Source organism: Pseudomonas sp. LBUM1653, from assembly GCF_059716115.1.
In genome coordinates this window covers 3,006,303-3,025,321 of record NZ_CP166803.1, presented here as the reverse complement: position 1 = coordinate 3,025,321, position 19,019 = coordinate 3,006,303, and the positions used below count along the sequence as shown (strand labels likewise).

At 59.3% G+C, this 19,019-nt stretch carries 14 protein-coding genes; 3 read left to right on the top strand and 11 right to left on the bottom strand.

Annotated features, from left to right (window positions below; genetic code table 11):
- Positions 1–41 precede the first annotated feature (41 nt).
- The 9 genes from ACA054_RS13750 to ACA054_RS13710 form a co-directional block, all read right to left on the bottom strand.
- Positions 42–299: a hypothetical protein gene (locus tag ACA054_RS13750; RefSeq protein ID WP_497689869.1), complete on the bottom strand. Its 258-nt coding sequence runs from the start codon at positions 297–299 to the stop codon at positions 42–44.
- Positions 296–508 carry a hypothetical protein gene (locus tag ACA054_RS13745; protein WP_497689868.1) on the bottom strand — a complete coding sequence of 71 codons (213 nt, stop codon included), beginning with the start codon at positions 506–508 and terminating at the stop codon, positions 296–298. Before ACA054_RS13745 ends, ACA054_RS13750 begins: the two co-directional genes overlap by 4 nt.
- 115 nt (positions 509–623) lie before the next feature.
- Positions 624–749 carry a hypothetical protein gene (locus tag ACA054_RS13740; RefSeq protein ID WP_497639641.1) on the bottom strand — a complete coding sequence of 42 codons (126 nt, stop codon included), beginning with the start codon at positions 747–749 and terminating at the stop codon, positions 624–626.
- A 210-nt stretch (positions 750–959) separates the two neighbouring features.
- Entirely contained in the window at positions 960–1,139 is a 180-nt protein-coding gene (locus ACA054_RS13735) for a hypothetical protein (protein WP_007941320.1), read from the bottom strand.
- 155 nt (positions 1,140–1,294) lie between these two features.
- Positions 1,295–2,464, bottom strand: coding sequence for a lactonase family protein (locus ACA054_RS13730; protein ID WP_497689867.1), 1,170 nt, complete (start codon positions 2,462–2,464; stop codon positions 1,295–1,297).
- The gene (locus ACA054_RS13725) at positions 2,457–2,795 is read right to left on the bottom strand and encodes a DUF5629 family protein (RefSeq protein WP_497689866.1); all 339 of its coding nucleotides are present in this window, start codon (positions 2,793–2,795) and stop codon (positions 2,457–2,459) included. The genes ACA054_RS13730 and ACA054_RS13725 overlap by 8 nt, the downstream gene beginning before the upstream one ends.
- 124 nt (positions 2,796–2,919) lie before the next feature.
- Entirely contained in the window at positions 2,920–4,500 is a 1,581-nt protein-coding gene (locus tag ACA054_RS13720; RefSeq protein WP_497689865.1) for an aldehyde dehydrogenase (NADP(+)), read from the bottom strand.
- Between the two features lie 10 nt (positions 4,501–4,510).
- Positions 4,511–5,503: an AraD1 family protein gene (araD1, locus tag ACA054_RS13715; protein WP_497689864.1), complete on the bottom strand. Its 993-nt coding sequence runs from the start codon at positions 5,501–5,503 to the stop codon at positions 4,511–4,513.
- A 143-nt stretch (positions 5,504–5,646) separates the two neighbouring features.
- The gene (locus ACA054_RS13710) at positions 5,647–6,969 is read right to left on the bottom strand and encodes an MFS transporter (protein WP_497689863.1); all 1,323 of its coding nucleotides are present in this window, start codon (positions 6,967–6,969) and stop codon (positions 5,647–5,649) included.
- Positions 6,970–7,162: 193 nt separating this feature from the next.
- On the opposite strand from ACA054_RS13710, the gene ACA054_RS13705 reads away from it, so the two are divergent.
- The 3 genes from ACA054_RS13705 (at position 7,163) to ACA054_RS13695 (ending at position 14,684) form a co-directional block, all read left to right on the top strand.
- Positions 7,163–8,899 (top strand): IlvD/Edd family dehydratase, encoded by a 1,737-nt coding sequence (locus tag ACA054_RS13705; protein WP_497689862.1) that lies wholly within the window; start codon positions 7,163–7,165, stop codon positions 8,897–8,899.
- 186 nt (positions 8,900–9,085) lie between these two features.
- Positions 9,086–9,805 carry a FadR/GntR family transcriptional regulator gene (locus tag ACA054_RS13700; protein ID WP_323605836.1) on the top strand — a complete coding sequence of 240 codons (720 nt, stop codon included), beginning with the start codon at positions 9,086–9,088 and terminating at the stop codon, positions 9,803–9,805.
- A 172-nt stretch (positions 9,806–9,977) separates the two neighbouring features.
- Positions 9,978–14,684, top strand: coding sequence for a dermonecrotic toxin domain-containing protein (locus tag ACA054_RS13695; protein WP_497689861.1), 4,707 nt, complete (start codon positions 9,978–9,980; stop codon positions 14,682–14,684).
- Positions 14,685–14,748: 64 nt separating this feature from the next.
- Here the strand turns inward: ACA054_RS13695 and ACA054_RS13690 are convergent, their stop codons facing one another.
- Together ACA054_RS13690 and ACA054_RS13685 are read right to left on the bottom strand one after the other, a co-directional pair.
- Complete coding sequence (locus ACA054_RS13690; protein ID WP_497689860.1) at positions 14,749–17,133, bottom strand: efflux RND transporter permease subunit; 2,385 nt, start codon at positions 17,131–17,133, stop codon at positions 14,749–14,751.
- Between the two features lie 28 nt (positions 17,134–17,161).
- A complete protein-coding gene (locus tag ACA054_RS13685) occupies positions 17,162–18,214 on the bottom strand; it encodes a WD40/YVTN/BNR-like repeat-containing protein (RefSeq protein ID WP_497689859.1) in 1,053 nt (350 codons plus the stop codon).
- Positions 18,215–19,019 lie beyond the last annotated feature (805 nt).

The window sequence follows — 19,019 nt, the reverse complement described above, 5'->3', positions numbered from 1 at the left end:
GGATCGCCGCACCGCTGGCTCCTACAGGGGAACGTGGTGGGTCAGACCAATACCTCACACATGCCAAGCACTGAGCAATCAACATGAAATGGTCCGAAAAAACCTTCATCGGGCTTGATCGGCGGGTTACCGGCCAGCATCCCCATGGCCTTCGCTATCTCGATGTTGTGCGCGATGTTGTGGTTGGCCTCCATGGCCCGTGCCACCCCGCCTATTGACCCCTGCCCGATCCCCAACAGGGAAAATCCATTGGTAATGAATGCCAGGAAGGCGATAACCAAAAGTTTGCAACGGTTCATGCTCCGCCCACTCCCGCGAGCGCAACCGAATCGACCATCGTCTGTTGCGCACGGTGTTCAAACTGGATGCCAGGGTGTGCGACGTGAATCGGTGGTTCAGCGGTTTGCTGCGACTGCGGCGAAAGACTGACTACCAGCACCATGACCAGGTAAAGACCGATAGCCACATAGGCGCCGTGTTTGGCAGAGGTGATGATCGTGCTGGCCATGATGAACTCCGTGGACATGTTTCAGAGTCCACAGAATCAATCAAAAAAGCACCGGTAACCAACGAGTCTGATTCATAGCAAATATCAACTTCGTTGATCATTGAGCCAGACAATCTCAGTCTTCAATAAAACTCATCATGCGCTCGCGGGCAGCGTCAGGTTCGCCGGGAATGGGCACGGCAGCAGACAGGATCGGGGTCGAATAGAGGAACAACAGCACTACGGCGAGACGCATGGTCATTTTGGCAATCCTTTTCTGGAGAAGGAGGAGTCAAAAAATCAGCGTCAAATTTAGAGGCATGGCCACCTGATATCAAGCATTACATGGATGGCTGAATGATAGTGTCGTAAATGCGTTATGCAGGAGCGACATCACTTCAACGCCTTCCGCTGCCAGGGCTTCGTTGGGCAAGTGACTTCGCTCCTGCATAAAGGCTGCAGGGCTGAAATTTCAGTGCTGGGCTTTGTGATCCAGCGCGGCGTAGAAGTTGGCACTCTGTTGCAGGTATTTCTGGGTGTAGCTCTGGGTGTGGGATTTCTTGTCGCTGATTTCAACGTTGGCGCTGGCTGGCAGGGCAACGGTGGCGGAAATGGCGGAAGCAGCGATTACAGAGAAGAGATTGAAGTTCATGCGGATGTTCCTCGAAGTCAGTTGGCTTGCTTGCCCGGTGGGGCCGTGAAGCCAACTTAACCCTCGGGGTTATCAGCTTGAAATGTTTTGTAGCACTTCCAGATATCACCCTCATTGATAGAAGGATGCAGGCCCCATCACCCGGGGCCTGCGGTCTATTGACGCACCAGGAATTTCAGGTCGCTTGGCGCATCCATCGGCAGTTTTTGCACTGTTTTACCCAGCAAGCCGGTCTTGGCATCGCGCTCGACGACGACAATCTGGTTGCTTTTCTGATTGGCGATCAGCAGGAACTTGCCGCTCGGATCGAGGCTGAATTCCCGCGGATGATCGCCGTCTACCGTGCGACGTTGCAGTTCCTTGAGATGGCCCGTCGCCGGGTCGATGGCGAACACCAGCAATTGATTGGCTGTGCCACGGTTGCTGACATAAAGGAATTTGCCGTCGCTTGACGCATGCAATGCAGCGGCGGCCTTGTCCGAAACGGGCTGACCGGCAGCCAATTCGACCATTTGGGTTTGCTCAAGCTTGCCTTCACGGTAATTGAACACCGCCACTTGCGCGCTCATTTCCATGGTCAGCCAGGCGTGTTTGCCATCGGCACTGAACAGCAAATGACGCGGCCCGCTACCGGGCGGCAGTTGAACGAACGACGGTGTGGACGGGGTCAACGGCAAGTCAGGATGGGCCTTGGGGTCGAAACGGTAGACAAAGACCTTGTCCGCCCCCAGGTCGTTGGAAAACATGTATTTGCCATCAGGCGACGAGATCGTCGAATGCACATGCGCCGACATCTGCCGCTCGGGATCGACCCGGCTGGCCGGATGACTGCTCATCTGCACAACCGGTTTGAGCGTGCCATCGGCCGCCACCGGCAACACCGCCAGGGTGCCACCCGGATCTTCATTCACCGAGTAATTGCTGACGAACAAATGGCTCGCTTCAAGGCTCAGGCTCGAATGCGTTGGCTCGTTACCCAGACTTTGCACCTGATTGATCAGCGTTAGCTCGTGGGTCTTGGGGTTGATCGCATAACTGCTGACTCGCCCTACCGGATCGGCCTGCCCCGGACCATTTTCGTTGACCACGAACAAACGCTGCAGATCCTTGGACAGGGTCAGCCAGGACGGGTTTTCGCTGTCGATTACTTGCAGCGGCCTGGCGTCAATTTGCCCGGTCGCGCTGTCGAAGTTCAGGCGATAAATGCCCTGGCTTGGGCCGCCAGTGTACGAACCCACGAGCAATTGATAGTCGTCGGCGGATGCCACCTGAACGCCCATTGCGCCGATGCTGCCAGCGATCAGCAGCGGCCAGAAATTACGCATCCTGTTGATCATCGTCTTCGTTGTCACCGCTGATGACATCGCCGAGGCACACCAGACGGTGTTCCCCGTCGTTATCGTTGATCAGCCAGCTTTGCAGTGTGGTGTCGAAGATTGCGGCCTGGATCTGTGCGGGGGTGAATTCCCAGTGCTTGGCATTTCGACCATCCATGCATTCGATATGCAGATTGTCGTCTTCATCGAGGGCGAATTCGAAGGCATGCAGCCCGTCGATTTCCACCATCCCGCAGTGTTCGAGGGCGTTGAGCAAGGTGTCTGTAACGGCAGTCATGGCAGTCAATCTTTGAATGGGAAAGACGCAATGATAGCTCATTGCGCCACAGTCCAATGTGGGAGCGAGCCTGCTCGCGAATGCGGAGTGTCAGTCGACATATTCCTTGACTGTTCCGCCGTCTTCGCGAGCAGGCTCGCTCCCACAGGGATTGTGTGCGTGACCGTTAAAGGGCCTTCTGCGACGGCTTGCCATCCACCAGGCGCTGAATACCCAGCGGATTCGCATTCTTCAACGCATCCGGCAGCAGGCTGTCCGGGTAGCTCTGGAAGCACACCGGGCGCAGGAAGCGGTCGATGGCCAGGGTGCCCACCGACGTGCCGCGCGCATCCGATGTCGCTGGATACGGTCCGCCATGCACCATCGAATCACAGACCTCCACGCCGGTTGGATAGCCATTGAGCAGGATTCGCCCGACCTTCTGCTCCAGTAACCCCGTCAACTCGCTGAACTGCTCGAAATCCGCCTGCTCGCCGATGATCGTCGCGGTCAATTGACCATGCAGACCGTTCAGCGCGGCGCTCAGTTGTGCCTGATCCGCCACTTCGACCACCACTGTGGTCGGGCCGAACACTTCCGCTTGCAGCACTTCATCACCCTCGATCAGCAGGCTGACATCGGCCTTGAACAGTTGCGGTTGCGCCTGATGCCCTTGTTGCGCCTGACCCGCCAAGTGTTCGATGCGAGGATGATCGAGGAGCTGTTTCAAGCCCTTTGCATAGCTGCGCAGGGTCCCGGCGTTGAGCATGGTCTGCGCCGGTTGATCGGCCATCATGTCGGCCAGTAACTGCAGGAATGCAGTGAACTGCGGCGAACGGATGCCGATCACCAGGCCAGGGTTGGTGCAGAACTGACCGCAGCCTTGAACCACCGAAGCGGACAGGCCACGGGCGATAGTTTCCGTGCGCTCCTGCAACGCCTGGGGCAGCACGATCACAGGGTTGATGCTCGACATCTCGGCGAACACCGGGATCGGTTGTGGGCGCGCCGCCGCCATGTCGCACAGCGCGCGACCACCTGTGAGCGAACCAGTAAAGCCCACCGCCTGAATGGCCGGATGCTTGACCAGCGCTTCGCCGACTCCGCCGCCGTAGATCATGTTGAACACGCCGGCCGGCATCGCGGTTTTTTCTGCCGCGCGAATGATTGCATCGGCCACCTGCTCCGCCGTGGCCATGTGACCACTGTGGGCCTTGAACACCACCGGGCATCCGGCCGCCAATGCCGACGCGGTATCGCCGCCAGCCGTGGAGAACGCCAAAGGGAAGTTGCTGGCACCGAACACCGCCACCGGACCGAGCCCGATGCGGTATTGGCGCAGATCGGGACGCGGCAAGGGTTGACGCACGGGCAATGCCTGGTCGATGCGCGCACCGTAAAAGTCGCCGCGACGCAACACGTTGGCAAACAGACGCATCTGCCCACTGGTGCGGCCACGCTCACCGATAATCCGTGCGGCAGGCAGCGCGGTTTCCCGGCATACCAGGGTGACGAATTCATCACCCAGCGCGTCCAGTTCAGCGGCGATGGCATCGAGAAATTGTGCGCGACGCTCGGCACTCAAGCTGCGATAAGCCGGGTACGCTGCGGCGGCAGCCTTGGCGGCGGCATCGACTTCTTGCGGCGTGGCCTGAATGAAAGCATGGGGCAATGCCTCACCGGTTTCGGCGTCGACGCTGTGCAATGTCACGCTGCCCAACGCACTGCGCTGGCCGCCGATGTAGTTGTGACCAAGAATTCGGGTCATCAATGACTCCTTAAAGTGTGCCGACAGTGCCGGGTTCGAAAGCCGCATCGACCGCAGCGATGCCATTGATCAACGGCGCGCCGAATTCGCCCTGGCTGATCTCGAACACATCGCCCGGTTGCGTGCGAATGCCATCAGCGAAGGACAGGGTCGCGGTGCCGAAGAAGTGAATGTGCACGTCCCCAGGACGCAGGAACTGGCTGTACTTGAAATGGTGGAACTCAAGGTTCGCCAGGCTGTGGCACATATTGGCCTCGCCGCTGAGGAACTCGTTCTGCCACAGCACCTCACCGCCACGCAGGATGCGGCTGGTACCGGCCAGGTGTTGCGGCAGGCCGCCGACCCGCAGCTCGGGGCCATAACTGCAACTGCGCAGCTTCGAGTGGGCCAGGTACAGGTAATTCTTGCGTTCCATGACGTGATCGGAAAACTCGTTGCCGACTGCAAAACCAAGGCGATACGGCTTGCCGTCGTGACCGATGACATAGAGACCGCTGAGTTCAGGCTCTTCCCCGGCGTCTTCGGCAAACGGTGGCAACGGGAATGGCTGGCCGGGGCGAACAACGATGCTGCCGTCGCCCTTATAGAACCATTCCGGCTGTACGCCCGCCTGACCTGCCGGGGGTTTGCCGCCCTCCACGCCCCACTTGAAGATGCGCATGGTGTCGGTCATCGCTGCTTCGTCGCCCGCCTGCTGGTGCATCTTGTCCCGGGCCGACGCGCTGCCCAGGTGAGTCAGGCCGGTGCCACTGACCAGCATGTGCGCCGGGTCCGGGTGATCCAGCGGTGGCAGGATGCGCAGCTTCGCCAGCAGCTCTGCGTAGTCATGACTGATGCCCAGGCCCAGGCTCTGCACCTGTTGCTCAAGATTGGCCCCGGCCTCAATGGCCGCCAGGGCCAGGTCGCGAACCGTGCGGGCATCTTGCACTTCACGCACCAATCCTTCCTCGACCACGCCTACGCGGCGTTCGCCGTTACTCAATTCGAACTGAACCAAACGCATGAAATTTCTCCTGTTTTTTCAAACACCGCGGTTCCCTGTGGGAGCGAGCCTGCTCGCGATAGCGGTGTATCAGTCACCATAAATATTGAATGTGACGGCCCCATCGCGAGCAGGCTCGCTCCCACAGTGGGTCCGTGGTTGGGTCAGGTGCGGGTGGCGCCACGCGCACTCGCGGCAAACTCATCCGCCGGCAACACATGCTTGCGCTCCAACAGTCGATACACCACGCCGGTCAACACCAGGCCGAACAGCATCACGCAGGACAGGAAATACAGCCCCGACGCCAGGTTGCCGGTGTATTCCTTGAGCGCGCCGATCACGAACGGGCCGATGTAGCCGCCGAGGTTGCCCACCGAGTTGATCAGGGCAATCCCCGCCGCCGCACTCGCGCCGGCGAAGAAGCGACCGGGCAAGGTCCAGAAAATCGCCGTGCAGGAAAACAGTGCGAACGCCACCAGGCACAGCGCCGCCAGTTGCAGCACCGGCACCGAGAACCAGGCGCTGAAGAACAAGCCGATGGCGCCCAGCACGTAAAGCACCGCCAAGTGGCCATAACGATCATTCAATCGATCGGAGCTGCGCGGGATGATCAGCAGACCGATGATCCCGAATACATAGGGCACCGATGACACGAACCCGGTCACCAGATCGCTGCCGCCAAACTGCTTGATCAGGGTCGGCAGCCACAGGCCCAGGCCATAGATGCTCAGGGTCACCGGCAGGTAGAACAGCGCCAGCAACAGGACGCGTTTGTCCTTGAGCGCGTGCAGCGGGTTGCCGTGACGGGTCTGGCCGTACTGCTCCAGGTCTTTCTTTAGCTCGCCACTGAGCCAGTCCTTTTCCGCCTGATCCATCCATTTCACTTGTTGCGGACCATCCGGCAACCAGCGCAGCACCGGCCAGGTCAGCAGGATCGCCGGCGTGCCGATGACGATGAACAGCCACTGCCAGCCATGCAGGCCGAGGACGCCGTCCATGCCCAGCAGGCCGCCGGACACGGGTCCGGTGATCATCATCGCGATGGGTTGGGAAAGGATGAACAGGCCCAGGATCTTGCCGCGATGGCGCACCGGGAACCACTGGGTGATGTAGTAGAGAACGCCCGGAAAGAACCCGGCTTCCGCCGCACCGAGCAGAAAGCGCATCAGGTAGAAGCTGTTCGGCCCCTGGACGAACGCCATCCCGATGGTGATGGCGCCCCAGGTGACCATGATCCGTGCGAACCAGCGCCGCGCGCCAAAACGGTCAAGCATCAGGTTGCTGGGGATTTCCAGGAGGAAATAGCCAATGAAGAACAGCCCTGCGCCCAGCCCGTACGCCGCATCGCCGAGGCCGATGTCAGCGCCCATGTGTAATTTGGCGAACCCTACTGCGGAGCGATCCACATAGGCGATCAGGTACAGCAGGATCAGGAAGGGAATCAGTTTCAGCGTGATGCGACGTATCAGCCGCAGTTCCTGGCTCATGTGATCGGTCTCCGATTGTTGTTTTTATAGAACCTCGGGGGACGCCTCTCACGGTCAACCGTCAGGGCCATCCCTCCGCTGAAAGTGACTATATAGTAATACTATTTACCCAACAACACTTCCAAACAAGCGAATTTGCGCTTATGTTACGCCTCAGCTCGAACAATATAGTCATACAATAAGAGAATCGATCATGTCTGATAAGAAACCCACCCTGCGCTCCGCCCAATGGTTTGGCACCGCCGACAAGAACGGCTTCATGTACCGCAGCTGGATGAAGAATCAGGGCATCGCCGACCACCAGTTCCATGGCAAGCCGATCATCGGCATCTGCAACACCTGGTCGGAACTGACCCCGTGCAACGCGCATTTCCGCCAGATCGCGGAACACGTCAAGCGCGGAGTGATCGAGGCCGGGGGCTTCCCGGTGGAATTTCCGGTGTTCTCCAACGGTGAATCCAACCTGCGCCCGACCGCCATGCTGACCCGCAACCTGGCGAGCATGGACGTGGAAGAAGCGATTCGCGGCAACCCGATCGACGGCGTGGTGCTGCTGACCGGATGTGACAAGACCACCCCGGCATTGCTGATGGGCGCGGCCAGTTGCGACGTGCCAGCGATCGTCGTCACCGGTGGGCCGATGCTCAACGGCAAGCACAAAGGCAAGGACATCGGCTCGGGCACCGTGGTCTGGCAACTCAGCGAACAGGTCAAGGCCGGCACCATCAGCATCGATGACTTCCTTGCAGCCGAGGGTGGCATGTCCCGCTCGGCCGGTACCTGCAACACCATGGGCACCGCCTCGACCATGGCCTGCATGGCCGAAGCACTGGGCACGTCCCTGCCCCACAACGCGGCGATTCCCGCTGTCGATGCGCGTCGTTATGTGTTGGCACACATGTCCGGCATGCGTGCCGTGGAGATGGTGCGCGAGGATTTGAAGCTGTCGAAGATCCTCACCAAGGAAGCCTTCGAAAACGCCATCCGGGTCAACGCGGCCATCGGCGGTTCGACCAACGCCGTGATTCACCTAAAGGCCATTGCCGGCCGCATCGGCGTGGAGCTGGACCTGGACGACTGGACCCGCATCGGTCGCGGCATGCCGACCATCGTCGACCTGCAACCGTCCGGGCGCTTCCTGATGGAAGAGTTCTACTACGCCGGTGGCTTGCCAGCAGTATTGCGCCGCCTCGGCGAAGCCAATCTGATCCCGAACCCCAATGCCTTGACCGTCAACGGCAAATCCATCGGCGAGAACACCAGGGACGCGCCGATCTATGGCGAAGACCAAGTGATCCGTACCCTCGACAACCCGATCCGCGCCGACGGCGGGATCTGCGTATTGCGCGGCAACCTGGCGCCACTGGGCGCGGTGCTCAAGCCCTCTGCCGCCAGCGCAGAGCTGATGCAGCACCGGGGACGTGCGGTGGTGTTCGAGAACTTCGACATGTACAAGGCGCGGATCAACGATCCGGAACTGGACGTGGATGCCAACTCGATCCTGGTCATGAAAAACTGCGGGCCGAAGGGTTATCCGGGCATGGCCGAAGTCGGCAACATGGGCTTGCCGGCCAAGCTGCTGGCCCAGGGCGTGACCGACATGGTGCGCATTTCCGATGCGCGCATGAGCGGTACCGCGTATGGCACCGTGGTGCTGCACGTAGCACCGGAAGCCGCTGCCGGCGGTCCCTTGGCGGCGGTGAAGGAAGGCGACTGGATCGAACTCGACTGCGCCAGTGGTCGATTGCACCTGGACATCCCGGATGCCGAACTGGCAGCGCGCATGGCTGACCTGCAACCACCACAGCAACTGCTGGTGGGCGGTTACCGTCAGCTGTACATCGACCACGTCCTGCAGGCGGATCAGGGCTGTGACTTCGACTTCCTGGTCGGTTGCCGAGGAGCCGAAGTACCGCGCCACTCTCACTAACCCCACCCCCTACTGTGGGAGCGAGCTTGCTCGCGATTAGCGGTTTATCATTCAACATTTATGGTGACTGACACTCCGCCATCGCGAGCAAGCTCGCTCCCACATTTGATCTATGCCCGCCTCAAGGTCGTGCCGCGCCTGCTATCATGCGCGGCATCTCCATCGCACAGGACCGCGCCGTTCCCCATGGATTACCGCAAACCCTCCGACCGCAAAAGCATGCACTCGCGCATCGTCCAGGAATTGGGCATGCAGATCGTCTCGGGACGTTTCCTGCCGGACGACAAACTGCCCGCCGAAGCCCTGCTCTGTGAGGAATATGCCGTCAGCCGGCCGGTGTTGCGCGAAGCCACCCGTGTACTGGTCGCCAAGGGCCTGGTGTATTCCCGTCCGCGAGTCGGCACCGTGGTCAAGCCGCGCAAGGAATGGCACATGCTCGACCCCGACGTGCTGCATTGGCTGATGCAAAGCAGCCCGCAGAACCAGTTCTTTGACCTGCTGACCAGTGTGCGCAGCATCATCGAACCGGCCGCCGCCGCCCTCGCCGCGCAGTTCGCCACCGACGCCGATATCGCCTCCATCGGTGAAGCCTACCAACGCATGGAAGCCGCGCCGACGCCGGAAGCCTTGCTGCAACCGGACCTGGATTTCCACAGCCGTATTGCCGACGCCACTCACAACGACCTGTTGGCCAACCTGTGCAACATGCTGTCGGTGGCGATAGCCGAAGCGTTGAAGCACTCCAACCAGCGCCCGAACCTGCATGAACTGGCGTTGCCTCGGCACAAGGCGATTCTCACGGCGATTGAAAACCGCGATGCACTGGGTGCGCGGCATGCGACGCTGGTGCAACTGGACGATGCGCGCAGTGCGCTGAATGTGGTGCTGGGTAGCGATCCGTCATAACCCGGCGCGCAACTCGAGAAAAAAAGCCGCGCCCCGGGTTGCGGCTTTTTCGTTTGTGACCTGACGGCATCCCTTAATCCATCGAACCGATCAATGTGCGGCATCCGGCTACCGCACATTCAAACCGGCCGCTCCTTATGCTGTGAAATTCACTCACGCAAAGGATTGCATCATGCCGACATCTGCCTCACCGCCAGCCCCTGCAGACAACACCGACATCACCGCGCGCGCGGTCAACACCCGATTCAATATCCGCCCGACATTACGCTCGCAAACAGCCCGCATGCTCAAGGACGGCATTCTGGAAAAATACCCGCAACTGGCATTCGACCCCGAGCAGACCAAAGTTGCCCAACCGATCCCAGGAGGGGCTTGGAGCCTGACGCCGCTGTTGGACGTGGTGCTCGAATATCTGGCGAGTGGTGCATTCCCCGATCTCGACGAGCAATTGGGTCGCAGCTGTTTTTTGACAAACCGCGCCCCCGCGAAACTCACTATCAACAACACGACATCGCGGCTGCCCGACATGCAAGTGATCGCGCAAGTCATCGCTGAGTTGCCCACCATTCTCTACATCGGCTTTCAGGAATCATTGACGGCTTGCTGGAACGAGAAAGACGAAACCGGCTTCAGCCGCTGGCAATGGTTGGGGGATCTGCTCGCTGGCGTGCTGAAAACGTCCGCGACGCGCCTGGCAGCGAGCAATGCACTACAGGCCGAGATCCTCATGGAGTTAGCCCGCCAACCCGACAACCGGGAACGCCTTCAGCGACCGTGGTCAAAAGGCACTATTGAAGCCTGCACGCTTCAAACCACACTGACCAAAGGCGAAGTGTCTTTCACGCTGCAGATGCCCGATATCCTGGTGATTTGCGGTGATAACCACTTGCTGTGCAGCGTGACCGGCAACATTGAGTCTTTCCCTTCGTCGCTAGCCTTTGACCAGGCGTGGCGATTGAGGCTTGAGCAACATTTCATGGCTGATTCCATTACATGCAAACGCTTTGAACCGGACGGCAATATTTTCGATACCCAGGCCGCCCTGTTGCTGAACCAGCAACTGGAAGATCTGGCGTCGATCAAACTGCCTGCATTGCAACGTCTCGATGTCCTTGAAAAACGTTTTGATTCGATCACCGATGTGGCCGCGCGGTTTATCGGCAGCGACAACAACCCTATCCACCTGCAACCCGTGCAGGCAACGATTCCCCAGTGGTTGCAAGGCGCCGGCAGCACTGATCGTATGGCGTGGCGCAAACACACGTTGTCGATGGCCAGTGTCAAACAGCAGACGCAGGAGCGCTCGTTACGCGACGACGTCGTTGACCTTCGCACCTTCGCCCAAAATGCGCTGCATGAACAAATGCTCAAAGACCAGCCCCTGGCCCCCGGCTACAAGTCCGATGAACTGGAATTGACCTTTCATGTGCCTGTCGGCGACTTGGGCAGCGGTTACCTCGAACCCGTCAAAATGTCACTGACCGATCTTGCGATCAACAATCTCGCGGGCAAACCCAAGGGCCGGATGACTATCCGCCACACCCAGAACCAACTGGTACAAGACTGGACCACCGAGGCCTATTTGCTGGCTCTGGTGAGCCGGGTCGATGTCGGAAAACATTACCCCGAATACATCGAAACGCAGCTGCTGAGTAATAGTCCCGAGGCCAGGGAACGTCTGCGACTCTTTGGTCTGGAACTGAGCATGCATTTGCCGCTGCGTGCACTTGAACACTCGATCAAGGGTGAGTACGGCTTCACCCTCCTGGGCTATCGATATGTCGATGCGCTGTTCCAGCCGTTGGCTGCCGAGCGAGCTGTTGAAGAGCAATCAGTCGTCATCAGGCCCTTGGCGTTTCAACGCAAATCCGGCGCCACGAGTGATGTGGTCAGCAACATGTTCATCATCGAGCCGAAAGACCTGAAGGCGGGCGGCCCGCATATTCTTTACCGACCGCTGTACCCAGAACCCCTACACCAATACTCCAGCCGTCAGGACTTGCACAATGCCATTGCCCAAGCCGGTCCGTTGCAAACCAGTGTACTGACCTGGCTGCCGGATCGCGCACGACCGATCTACGACAACAACGGGTTCAACGAACCCCACATCGTCCACTTCAATGCCGGCGACCAATTCACACCACCCTCACCATTGGAAAAGCCGCAGCCGGCTATTCTGGTCGGCGACGAAGCAGCCGGCGAATGGCTCACCGCACTGGACGAGGGTCGATTGCTGGCCAGTCTGTTCGTCAGCAACGCACGCACACTGGTCGATCTGGCGGACCGGGAATCCGTGTCGAATATCGAGAGCCGTTGGGCAATCATCCTTGAGGGTGGCTGGCTGGTGTTCAACAACGTGATTCTGCCGCTGTTACGCGGCCCCGCCATGGTTGTGGGCTGGATGCTGCAAATCGCCCACAGCCTGATCAACGATCTTCCAGCGCTGGACAGTGATGACCCGAACGCGCGGAACCAGGCATGGATCGATGTGCTGTTGAACATTGGCCTGCTGGTGCTGCATGTCGCCCGAGAAACCGGGGCCCCGGCACTTTCCGACCGCGCTGCGCCGGCAGTTCCGGATGCCCTCGCCTCCCTGCGCCGTCCTTCACAGACATTTTCATGGCCCACCGAACCGACCATCATCCAGGAAACTCCGGGCCTGCCCTCCGAGCCGCCGGGCAGTGGCAATACCCTGCTCGACTTCAACCTGTCGAGCGCGCGCGACTCGGCAGCGGCCCGGCTATTCAACACGCTACGGGAGGTTCAGGTGCCGTGGCCGACACCTCTGCCAGAGCCGGTTGCCACCGGCGCCTTCAAGGGTTTGTACCTGATCGGCAACCAATGGCATGCCACCGTCGCCGGCCTGCTGTTTCGCGTCAGTATCGTGCCCGGGTTCGGTGAGGCGTATCTGATCCACCCCGAGCATCCGGATCATCCGGGAATCAAGCTCAAGACCAACGGAGATGGCCGTTGGAGTCTGGATCAGGGGCTGAAACTGCAGGGCGGCGGGCGCAACACGCGAATCGACGCCCAGCGCGAAATGACCCAACAGCGCATCAGACTGCTGGAACTGAATCAGCAGGAGTTCGTGGACCAACAGGCCAGGGTGCAGAAACGTGTCGACATCGCCGAGAACCTGATGCAGCTGAAAAACAATGATCCCGCCAGTACCGACGTCGATCGCGCCACGTACAGGCAACGCTTCGCTGTTGAGTTGGACAAGCAGTCTCAAAGCTACGCCACACTGCTGGCCGAGATCAGGGAATTGGGCGATTTGACCAAATCTGATCCGGAACCTGTGCGGCTGTGCAGCCTGCTGGAAAATCTGATCAACAATACTCGCAAACAGGTCGTCATCGCTGACTGGGAGCGCGAAGCTGTCGACCACACGTATGAAGACTTGAGAAATGGCATCCAGCACTTACAGGAAGCAATAATCAGCGAAGGTGACGTGGTACTGGATCGCTACTTTGAACTCATGCGCAAAACCGCCGAAATCAACGAAACCATGATCAAGCTTTTTGAGCAAGTCGAGAGTCGGCTGCAGGAGCTCAAGCAGGTCCCTCGCGTGGGGATGGAGTACTGGAAGCGACTGACCGCCAATAGGCCCGAAGATGAAATGACGGCGCTGCGAGTCAAGAGCTACCAGTTGAATGTCTTGCGCCTGCTCAGTCTCAAGGCCCTGGGTAGCAGCACCATGGCTGTGCTCGAAAGCGCCCTCAGTCCCCTGCTGTTGCTGTCTCGATCACATTCCGAACTGCAGACGGAGCACACCTACATCAACTCCGACCGGATCGCCGTTCTGGAAAACCTGGTCGATCATTACAACAAGGCACAGGACGGCCTGGAGGCGATAGGCATATTCAGCACAGATGAAGTGCAGACACATCCATTCAATCGTCTGCGCGAGCTAATTGATCAGTTGCGTGTCGATGCCGAGCAGCGTCTCGCGCAAGCGCTTCAACTCGAGCCACAACCCGAGGAGCCGCCAGCTTCTGCATCCGGCCCCAGGCCGCCGGTGCAACACCCTCACCCATGGCACAGTCGCAAGCGGGTGATCAAGACCGCCAAGGGCACGTTGATCGGCGATCTTCGCCAACGAGTTGCCAACCAGGAAGGGGACATCGTCGACATCAACAGTCCTTTCGAAGCAAAGCCACTGGCTTCGTTCCACGAACACGAGCCCAATGTCTGGGTAGAAGTTGTCGATATCAGGCCCGTAGCGCCCAAGGCCCCACGCTCCTATCAGCAGGTCAAGGGCGATGCTCGCAAGGCGTTGGCCGATGTCGATAAAAACGTGCAGAAGATCGACGGTTACGCGCAACGCGCCAGTTCTCCCAAGGAAATCGAAGAGCAATTGCAACGTGAGGCACAAAAGCTGACCGGGTACGCCGATAGCCTGGATCAGCACGACAGCCCTCCCGCCAACCGTGATCCCGACGTTTCGCTGATTGACGGGCTTCGGGACAAGGCGCGCGTGCTCGACACCAAGGCCACCGAACTGCGCACCCGCATGACCCTCGCCCGACCACCCAGTAGCGAGGGCGTGGCGTATCTGCTGCGACGCAATGTAATTTTTGCCCGCATCATCGGCAATCGGGTTCAGCTGAAAACCGGACGGCGTGACTTCATGCAAGAGTACGTCTTGTTGAATGAGGACAATCAACCTTGGTGGTACGCGCATTTTCACTACGCCACCGGTGAGATTGCCAAGGCCGACTACACCCAGGCCCATCTGAAAACCAGGGAACAACGCTTCGAGACTTATGAGTCGGCGATGGCCAAGGCCAAAGACCCGAAACAGAAAATCGACATTCATCATGGAATCATCAGCAAGGAGCTGGCGAGCAGCGTTTTTCTACCGTTGCAACCACGCTGAGTTTTTCAATCGCCCATAAAAAAAGCCGCAACCCAGGTTGCGGCTTTCCTGTTCTACCTGCGGTTTAGTGAGCGAACAACGAATTGCCCTTCTGCCCCGCCAGCTTCTCCGGCTTGATCAGGAACCGCGCCAGTGCCGGCAACAGCCACAGCGCACCGAACATGTTCCACAGCAGCATGAAGGTCAGCATCAGGCCCATGTCGGCCTGGAACTTGATGGCCGAGAAGATCCAGGTGCACACGCCGATCGCCAGGCACAGGCCGGTGAACAGCACGGCCTTGCCGGTGGATTTCAGCGTCTGGTAGTACGCCTCTTGCAACGGCAGGCCAGCACGCAGGAAGCTTTCCAGGCGGCTGTAGATGTAGATGCCGTAGTCCACGCCAATGCCCACACCCAGCGCTACGACCGGCAGGGTCGCGACTTTCACGCCGATGCCCATGAAGGCCATCAGGGCGTTGCCCAGCACCGACGTCAGCACCAGCGGCAACACGATGCACAAGGTCGCCGCCCAGGAACGGAATGTGATCATGCACATGACCGCGACGCAGATGTACACCAGGATCAGGATGGTCAACTCGGACTTCTTGATCACTTCGTTGGTGGCCGCCTCGATCCCCGCGTTACCGGCAGCCAGGATGAACTCCAGGTTCTCGGTGTTGTGTTCCTTGGCGAACTCCTGCACCGCAAGCACTGCACGATCCAGGGTTTCGGCCTTGTGATCGTTGAGGAACACCAGTACCGGTGCCAATGAACAGCTGTTGTTGTACAGGCCATCGGCGCGGGCGATGGAGTTGTTCAACACGTCCGGGTTACGCGACAGCGTTTCCCACTTCAGGTTGCCCTCGTTCATGCCCTTGATCATCTGCTTGGACACGGTAACCAGGGAGATCGCCGACTGCACGCCCTCGGTGTTCTGCATCTTCCACATCAGCTCGTCGATCGGAGCCATGGCTTCGTAGCGCGAGCAGCCTTCGGACTTGGTCTTGACCATCACCACCAATACGTCGGAACTGGTGGAGTAGTTGCTGATGATGAAGTTGTTGTCCTTGTTGTAGCGCGAGTCTGGACGCAGTTCCGGAGCGCCCTGGTCCAGGTCACCGATTTTCAGGTTCTGGCTGTACCAGAGACCGCCGCCAAAGGCGACCAGCGCCAGGAGAATGGAAACCGGGGCGACTTTCGCGCTGGCAAAGTTAGACAGCAGGCGCCAGAACGGGTGCTCGCGGGTCGCATCCTTCTTGCTGCGGGCCACGGCGCGCTTGCTGATGCCGACGTAGGAAATTGCCACCGGCAACAGGATCAGGTTGGTGAACACGATCACGGCCACACCAATGGAAGCGCCGATGGCCAGCTCACGGATCACACCGATATCGATGATCAGCAGCGTGATGAAGCCCACCGCATCGGCGAGGATCGCGATCATCCCCGGCAGGAACAGTTGGCGGAACGTGCGCCGCGCCGCGGTCAGGGCGTTTTCCGCCTCGCTGGATTGCAGGGCAATGCCGTTGATCTTCTGCACACCGTGGGAAATACCGATGGCGAAGATCAGGAACGGTACCAGCATCGAGTACGGATCGAGCCCGAAGCCGAAAAAGTGCATCAACCCCAGCTGCCAGACCACCGCCACCAGCGTCGTGCTCAACACGGCGACGGTGCTGCGCAGGCAGTTGGTGAACCACAGCAAGAGAATCAGGGTGATGACGAAGGCAATTCCGAAAAACATCACCACCATCACCAGGCCGTCGATCAGGTCGCCGACTTTCTTGGCGAAACCGACGATGTGGATCTTCACGTTGGGGTTCTGTTTCTCAAACTTGTCGCGGATCTTCTCTTCCAGCTCGTGGGAGAACTTGCGATAGTCCAGCGCCAGCAACTTGCCTTGGTCCTGTGGGTCCGGGTAGGACTCCAGCAGCGGGATGTCGACGATGCTCGACTTGAAGTCGTTGGCCACCAGGCGGCCGACCTGCCCGGACTTGAGCACGTTGTTACGCAACAGGTCGAGGCTTTGCTGGGAGCCGTTATAGCTCTGCGGGATCACTTCACCGCCAGCAAAGCCCTCCTCCGTCACTTCGGTCCAGCGTACGCTCGGGCTCCACAGCGACTTGAGGCCGGATCGGTCAACGCCGGAGATGTAGAACACCTCGTCGTTGATCTGCCGCAACGTCTCCATGTACTCCTTGGAGAAGATGTCGCCGTCCGTGGCTTCCACGGAAATTCGTACGGTGTTGCCCAGGTTCGCCAGATCGTTGCGGTGCTCCATCATCTTTTGAATGAACGGATGCTCGAGCGGGATCATTTTTTCGAAGCTGGTGGACGGGCGGATCAGCGTCGCCTGCCAGAACAGGAAAACACTGACCAGCAGGCAGATGAAGATCACTGCCGGGCGGTTGTTGAAGATCAGGCGTTCAAGAAACGTCGCCTTGTCCTGATGATGGGTGCTTAAGGATGTCATAGCTACGCCTTCTTATTATTAACCCGGCTCATTTGCCCAGCTCAGCGCCATTTGGCGAAGTGGCGCGAACGCCGCCCTGTCCAGCCAGAATCAGATTGCCGTTCCCCGCGGCGACTACCGATGAGAGCGAGATACGATCCCGACGGTTGAAGACGCTGAAGGTTTCACCGTTGTCGCTGCTGCTGATCACCGAACCGCCGTTGCCGACGATCACGATGGAACCATCATCGAGCACTGTACCGCCGGACAGACCGAATTCCAGGTCACCGCGTTCAGCCTTGAGCTCGACCTGTTCCCAGGTGCTGCCGAAATCCGTGGAGCGGTATAGATTGCCGCGCAGGCCATACGCCAACAGCGTATTGGCTTGCGCGGTGCCGATCACACCGAACAGCGAACCCTCGTATGGACCTTCGAGCTTTTCCCAGGTCTGGCCCCAATCGGCGGAGCGGAACATGCTGCCCTGCTCGCCAACGATGAACAGGCCGGCATCCTTGACCGCCGTGATGGCGTTGAGGTGGAACTGGTCTTCGTTGTCCAGGCGATCGCTGACGTCTTCCCAGTTTTTCCCACCGTCGGTGGTTGCCATCAACGCACCGTAGGCGCCCACGGCAATGCCGCTGTTGGCGTCCTGGAACCAGACGTCGAGCAGCGGCGATTCGCGTTTCAGATCTTCGAATTGCTTGGTCCAGGTGACGCCGCCATCCTCGCTGGCAAGGATCTGCGCGTCATGACCAACGGCCCAGCCGTGTTTGTCATCGACAAAGAACACCGAGGTCAGCAGCTGCCGGGTTGGCACCTTGGCCTGGGTCCAGGTCGAACCCTGGTCATCGGAATACAGAATGTGCCCGCGATCCCCGACCGCCACCAGGCGCTTGCCGGCGTGCGCGACATCGAGAACCAGGCTTTTGCTGGCCTTGGCCGATTCAACGGAATAAACGACGTCGGATGCGGGCGCAACCGCGGCCAGCACAGGTGCCGACAGCATGGCAGAGCCCAACAGCGAGAGCGCTGTAGCCAGCAACGCGAACTTGCGCAATGCCGGCGGGCGGCAGATACCCACACCCATGACAGGCTCACTCATAGACCTTCCCCCATTATTATTGTTAGGTCATTCAACCTTTCAGGGCGCCGTAAGGGGTGTTCGCGGGATGACCTGTTTTTAAGCATAGTCCTGAAACCCGCAATCCAGAGCCCCTTCGGAAGCTGGCTTATCCTATAGAGGTTTTTGAAGGGCTGACAATCGGTGGCACGTTATGTTTTGTTAACCAGAGGGGGATGGGGGGTTTCTGAATGATTGGGTATTTGGTGGGGTGATTGCGGGGTTGGTGGATGGCGGTTGGCGGTTGGTGTACATATCCGTTTCTTCGGTAACGGCGACTTATGGTTTCGCCCTTACGGCGAGTCACTTGGAAAAGCCCCAAGTAACCAAGGGCTCTTGCCCCTGGCGTTCGGTGCCTCGCTGGGGCTCGGCATGCCCTCGCTCCGGTCCTGCTCCGTGGGCCCGCCGCGATGGGCCATCCCTGGCCCAGCGCGGCTAACCCGGCATCCATGCCGGGTTACCCACTGCGCAGAACCTCCACTCGGCCTCTCGAGGGGGCAAGAAAATCAAAAGCCAAAGCAAAAGCCAAAGCGAGGCGGCCTGACAGCCGACCTGATTACTAGCTGATCCGCGATCACCTGTGGGAGCGAGCTTGCTCGCGAAAAATGACCAGACAACACGTTCATCCAGACAGGGCGCGTTATCGTTGACGTCCATCGCGAGCAAGCATCGCTCCTACAGGGAAACGTGTTCACTTGAAATCAGGTCGGCTGTCAGGCCGCCATCGCAGGCAACCCTTGCTCCAACAAAAACAGTTTTGCGCACACCCGCTCCTCACCACTCATCA

Bases quoted from the DNA above. Each gene is read 5' to 3' on its own strand.
- ACA054_RS13695 (WP_497689861.1), top strand. From the start codon at position 9,978: ATGCCGACATCTGCCTCACCGCCAGCCCCTGCAGACAACACCGACATC.
- ACA054_RS13690 (WP_497689860.1), bottom strand. From the start codon at position 17,133: ATGACATCCTTAAGCACCCATCATCAGGACAAGGCGACGTTTCTTGAA.
- ACA054_RS13745 (WP_497689868.1), bottom strand. From the start codon at position 508: ATGGCCAGCACGATCATCACCTCTGCCAAACACGGCGCCTATGTGGCT.
- araD1 (WP_497689864.1), bottom strand. From the start codon at position 5,503: ATGCGTTTGGTTCAGTTCGAATTGAGTAACGGCGAACGCCGCGTAGGC.
- ACA054_RS13705 (WP_497689862.1), top strand. From the start codon at position 7,163: ATGTCTGATAAGAAACCCACCCTGCGCTCCGCCCAATGGTTTGGCACC.
- ACA054_RS13700 (WP_323605836.1), top strand. From the start codon at position 9,086: ATGGATTACCGCAAACCCTCCGACCGCAAAAGCATGCACTCGCGCATC.
- ACA054_RS13730 (WP_497689867.1), bottom strand. From the start codon at position 2,464: ATGCGTAATTTCTGGCCGCTGCTGATCGCTGGCAGCATCGGCGCAATG.
- ACA054_RS13735 (WP_007941320.1), bottom strand. From the start codon at position 1,139: ATGAACTTCAATCTCTTCTCTGTAATCGCTGCTTCCGCCATTTCCGCC.
- ACA054_RS13685 (WP_497689859.1), bottom strand. From the start codon at position 18,214: ATGAGTGAGCCTGTCATGGGTGTGGGTATCTGCCGCCCGCCGGCATTG.
- ACA054_RS13720 (WP_497689865.1), bottom strand. From the start codon at position 4,500: ATGACCCGAATTCTTGGTCACAACTACATCGGCGGCCAGCGCAGTGCG.
- ACA054_RS13750 (WP_497689869.1), bottom strand. From the start codon at position 299: ATGAACCGTTGCAAACTTTTGGTTATCGCCTTCCTGGCATTCATTACC.
- ACA054_RS13725 (WP_497689866.1), bottom strand. From the start codon at position 2,795: ATGAGCTATCATTGCGTCTTTCCCATTCAAAGATTGACTGCCATGACT.
- ACA054_RS13740 (WP_497639641.1), bottom strand. From the start codon at position 749: ATGACCATGCGTCTCGCCGTAGTGCTGTTGTTCCTCTATTCGACCCCG.
- ACA054_RS13710 (WP_497689863.1), bottom strand. From the start codon at position 6,969: ATGAGCCAGGAACTGCGGCTGATACGTCGCATCACGCTGAAACTGATT.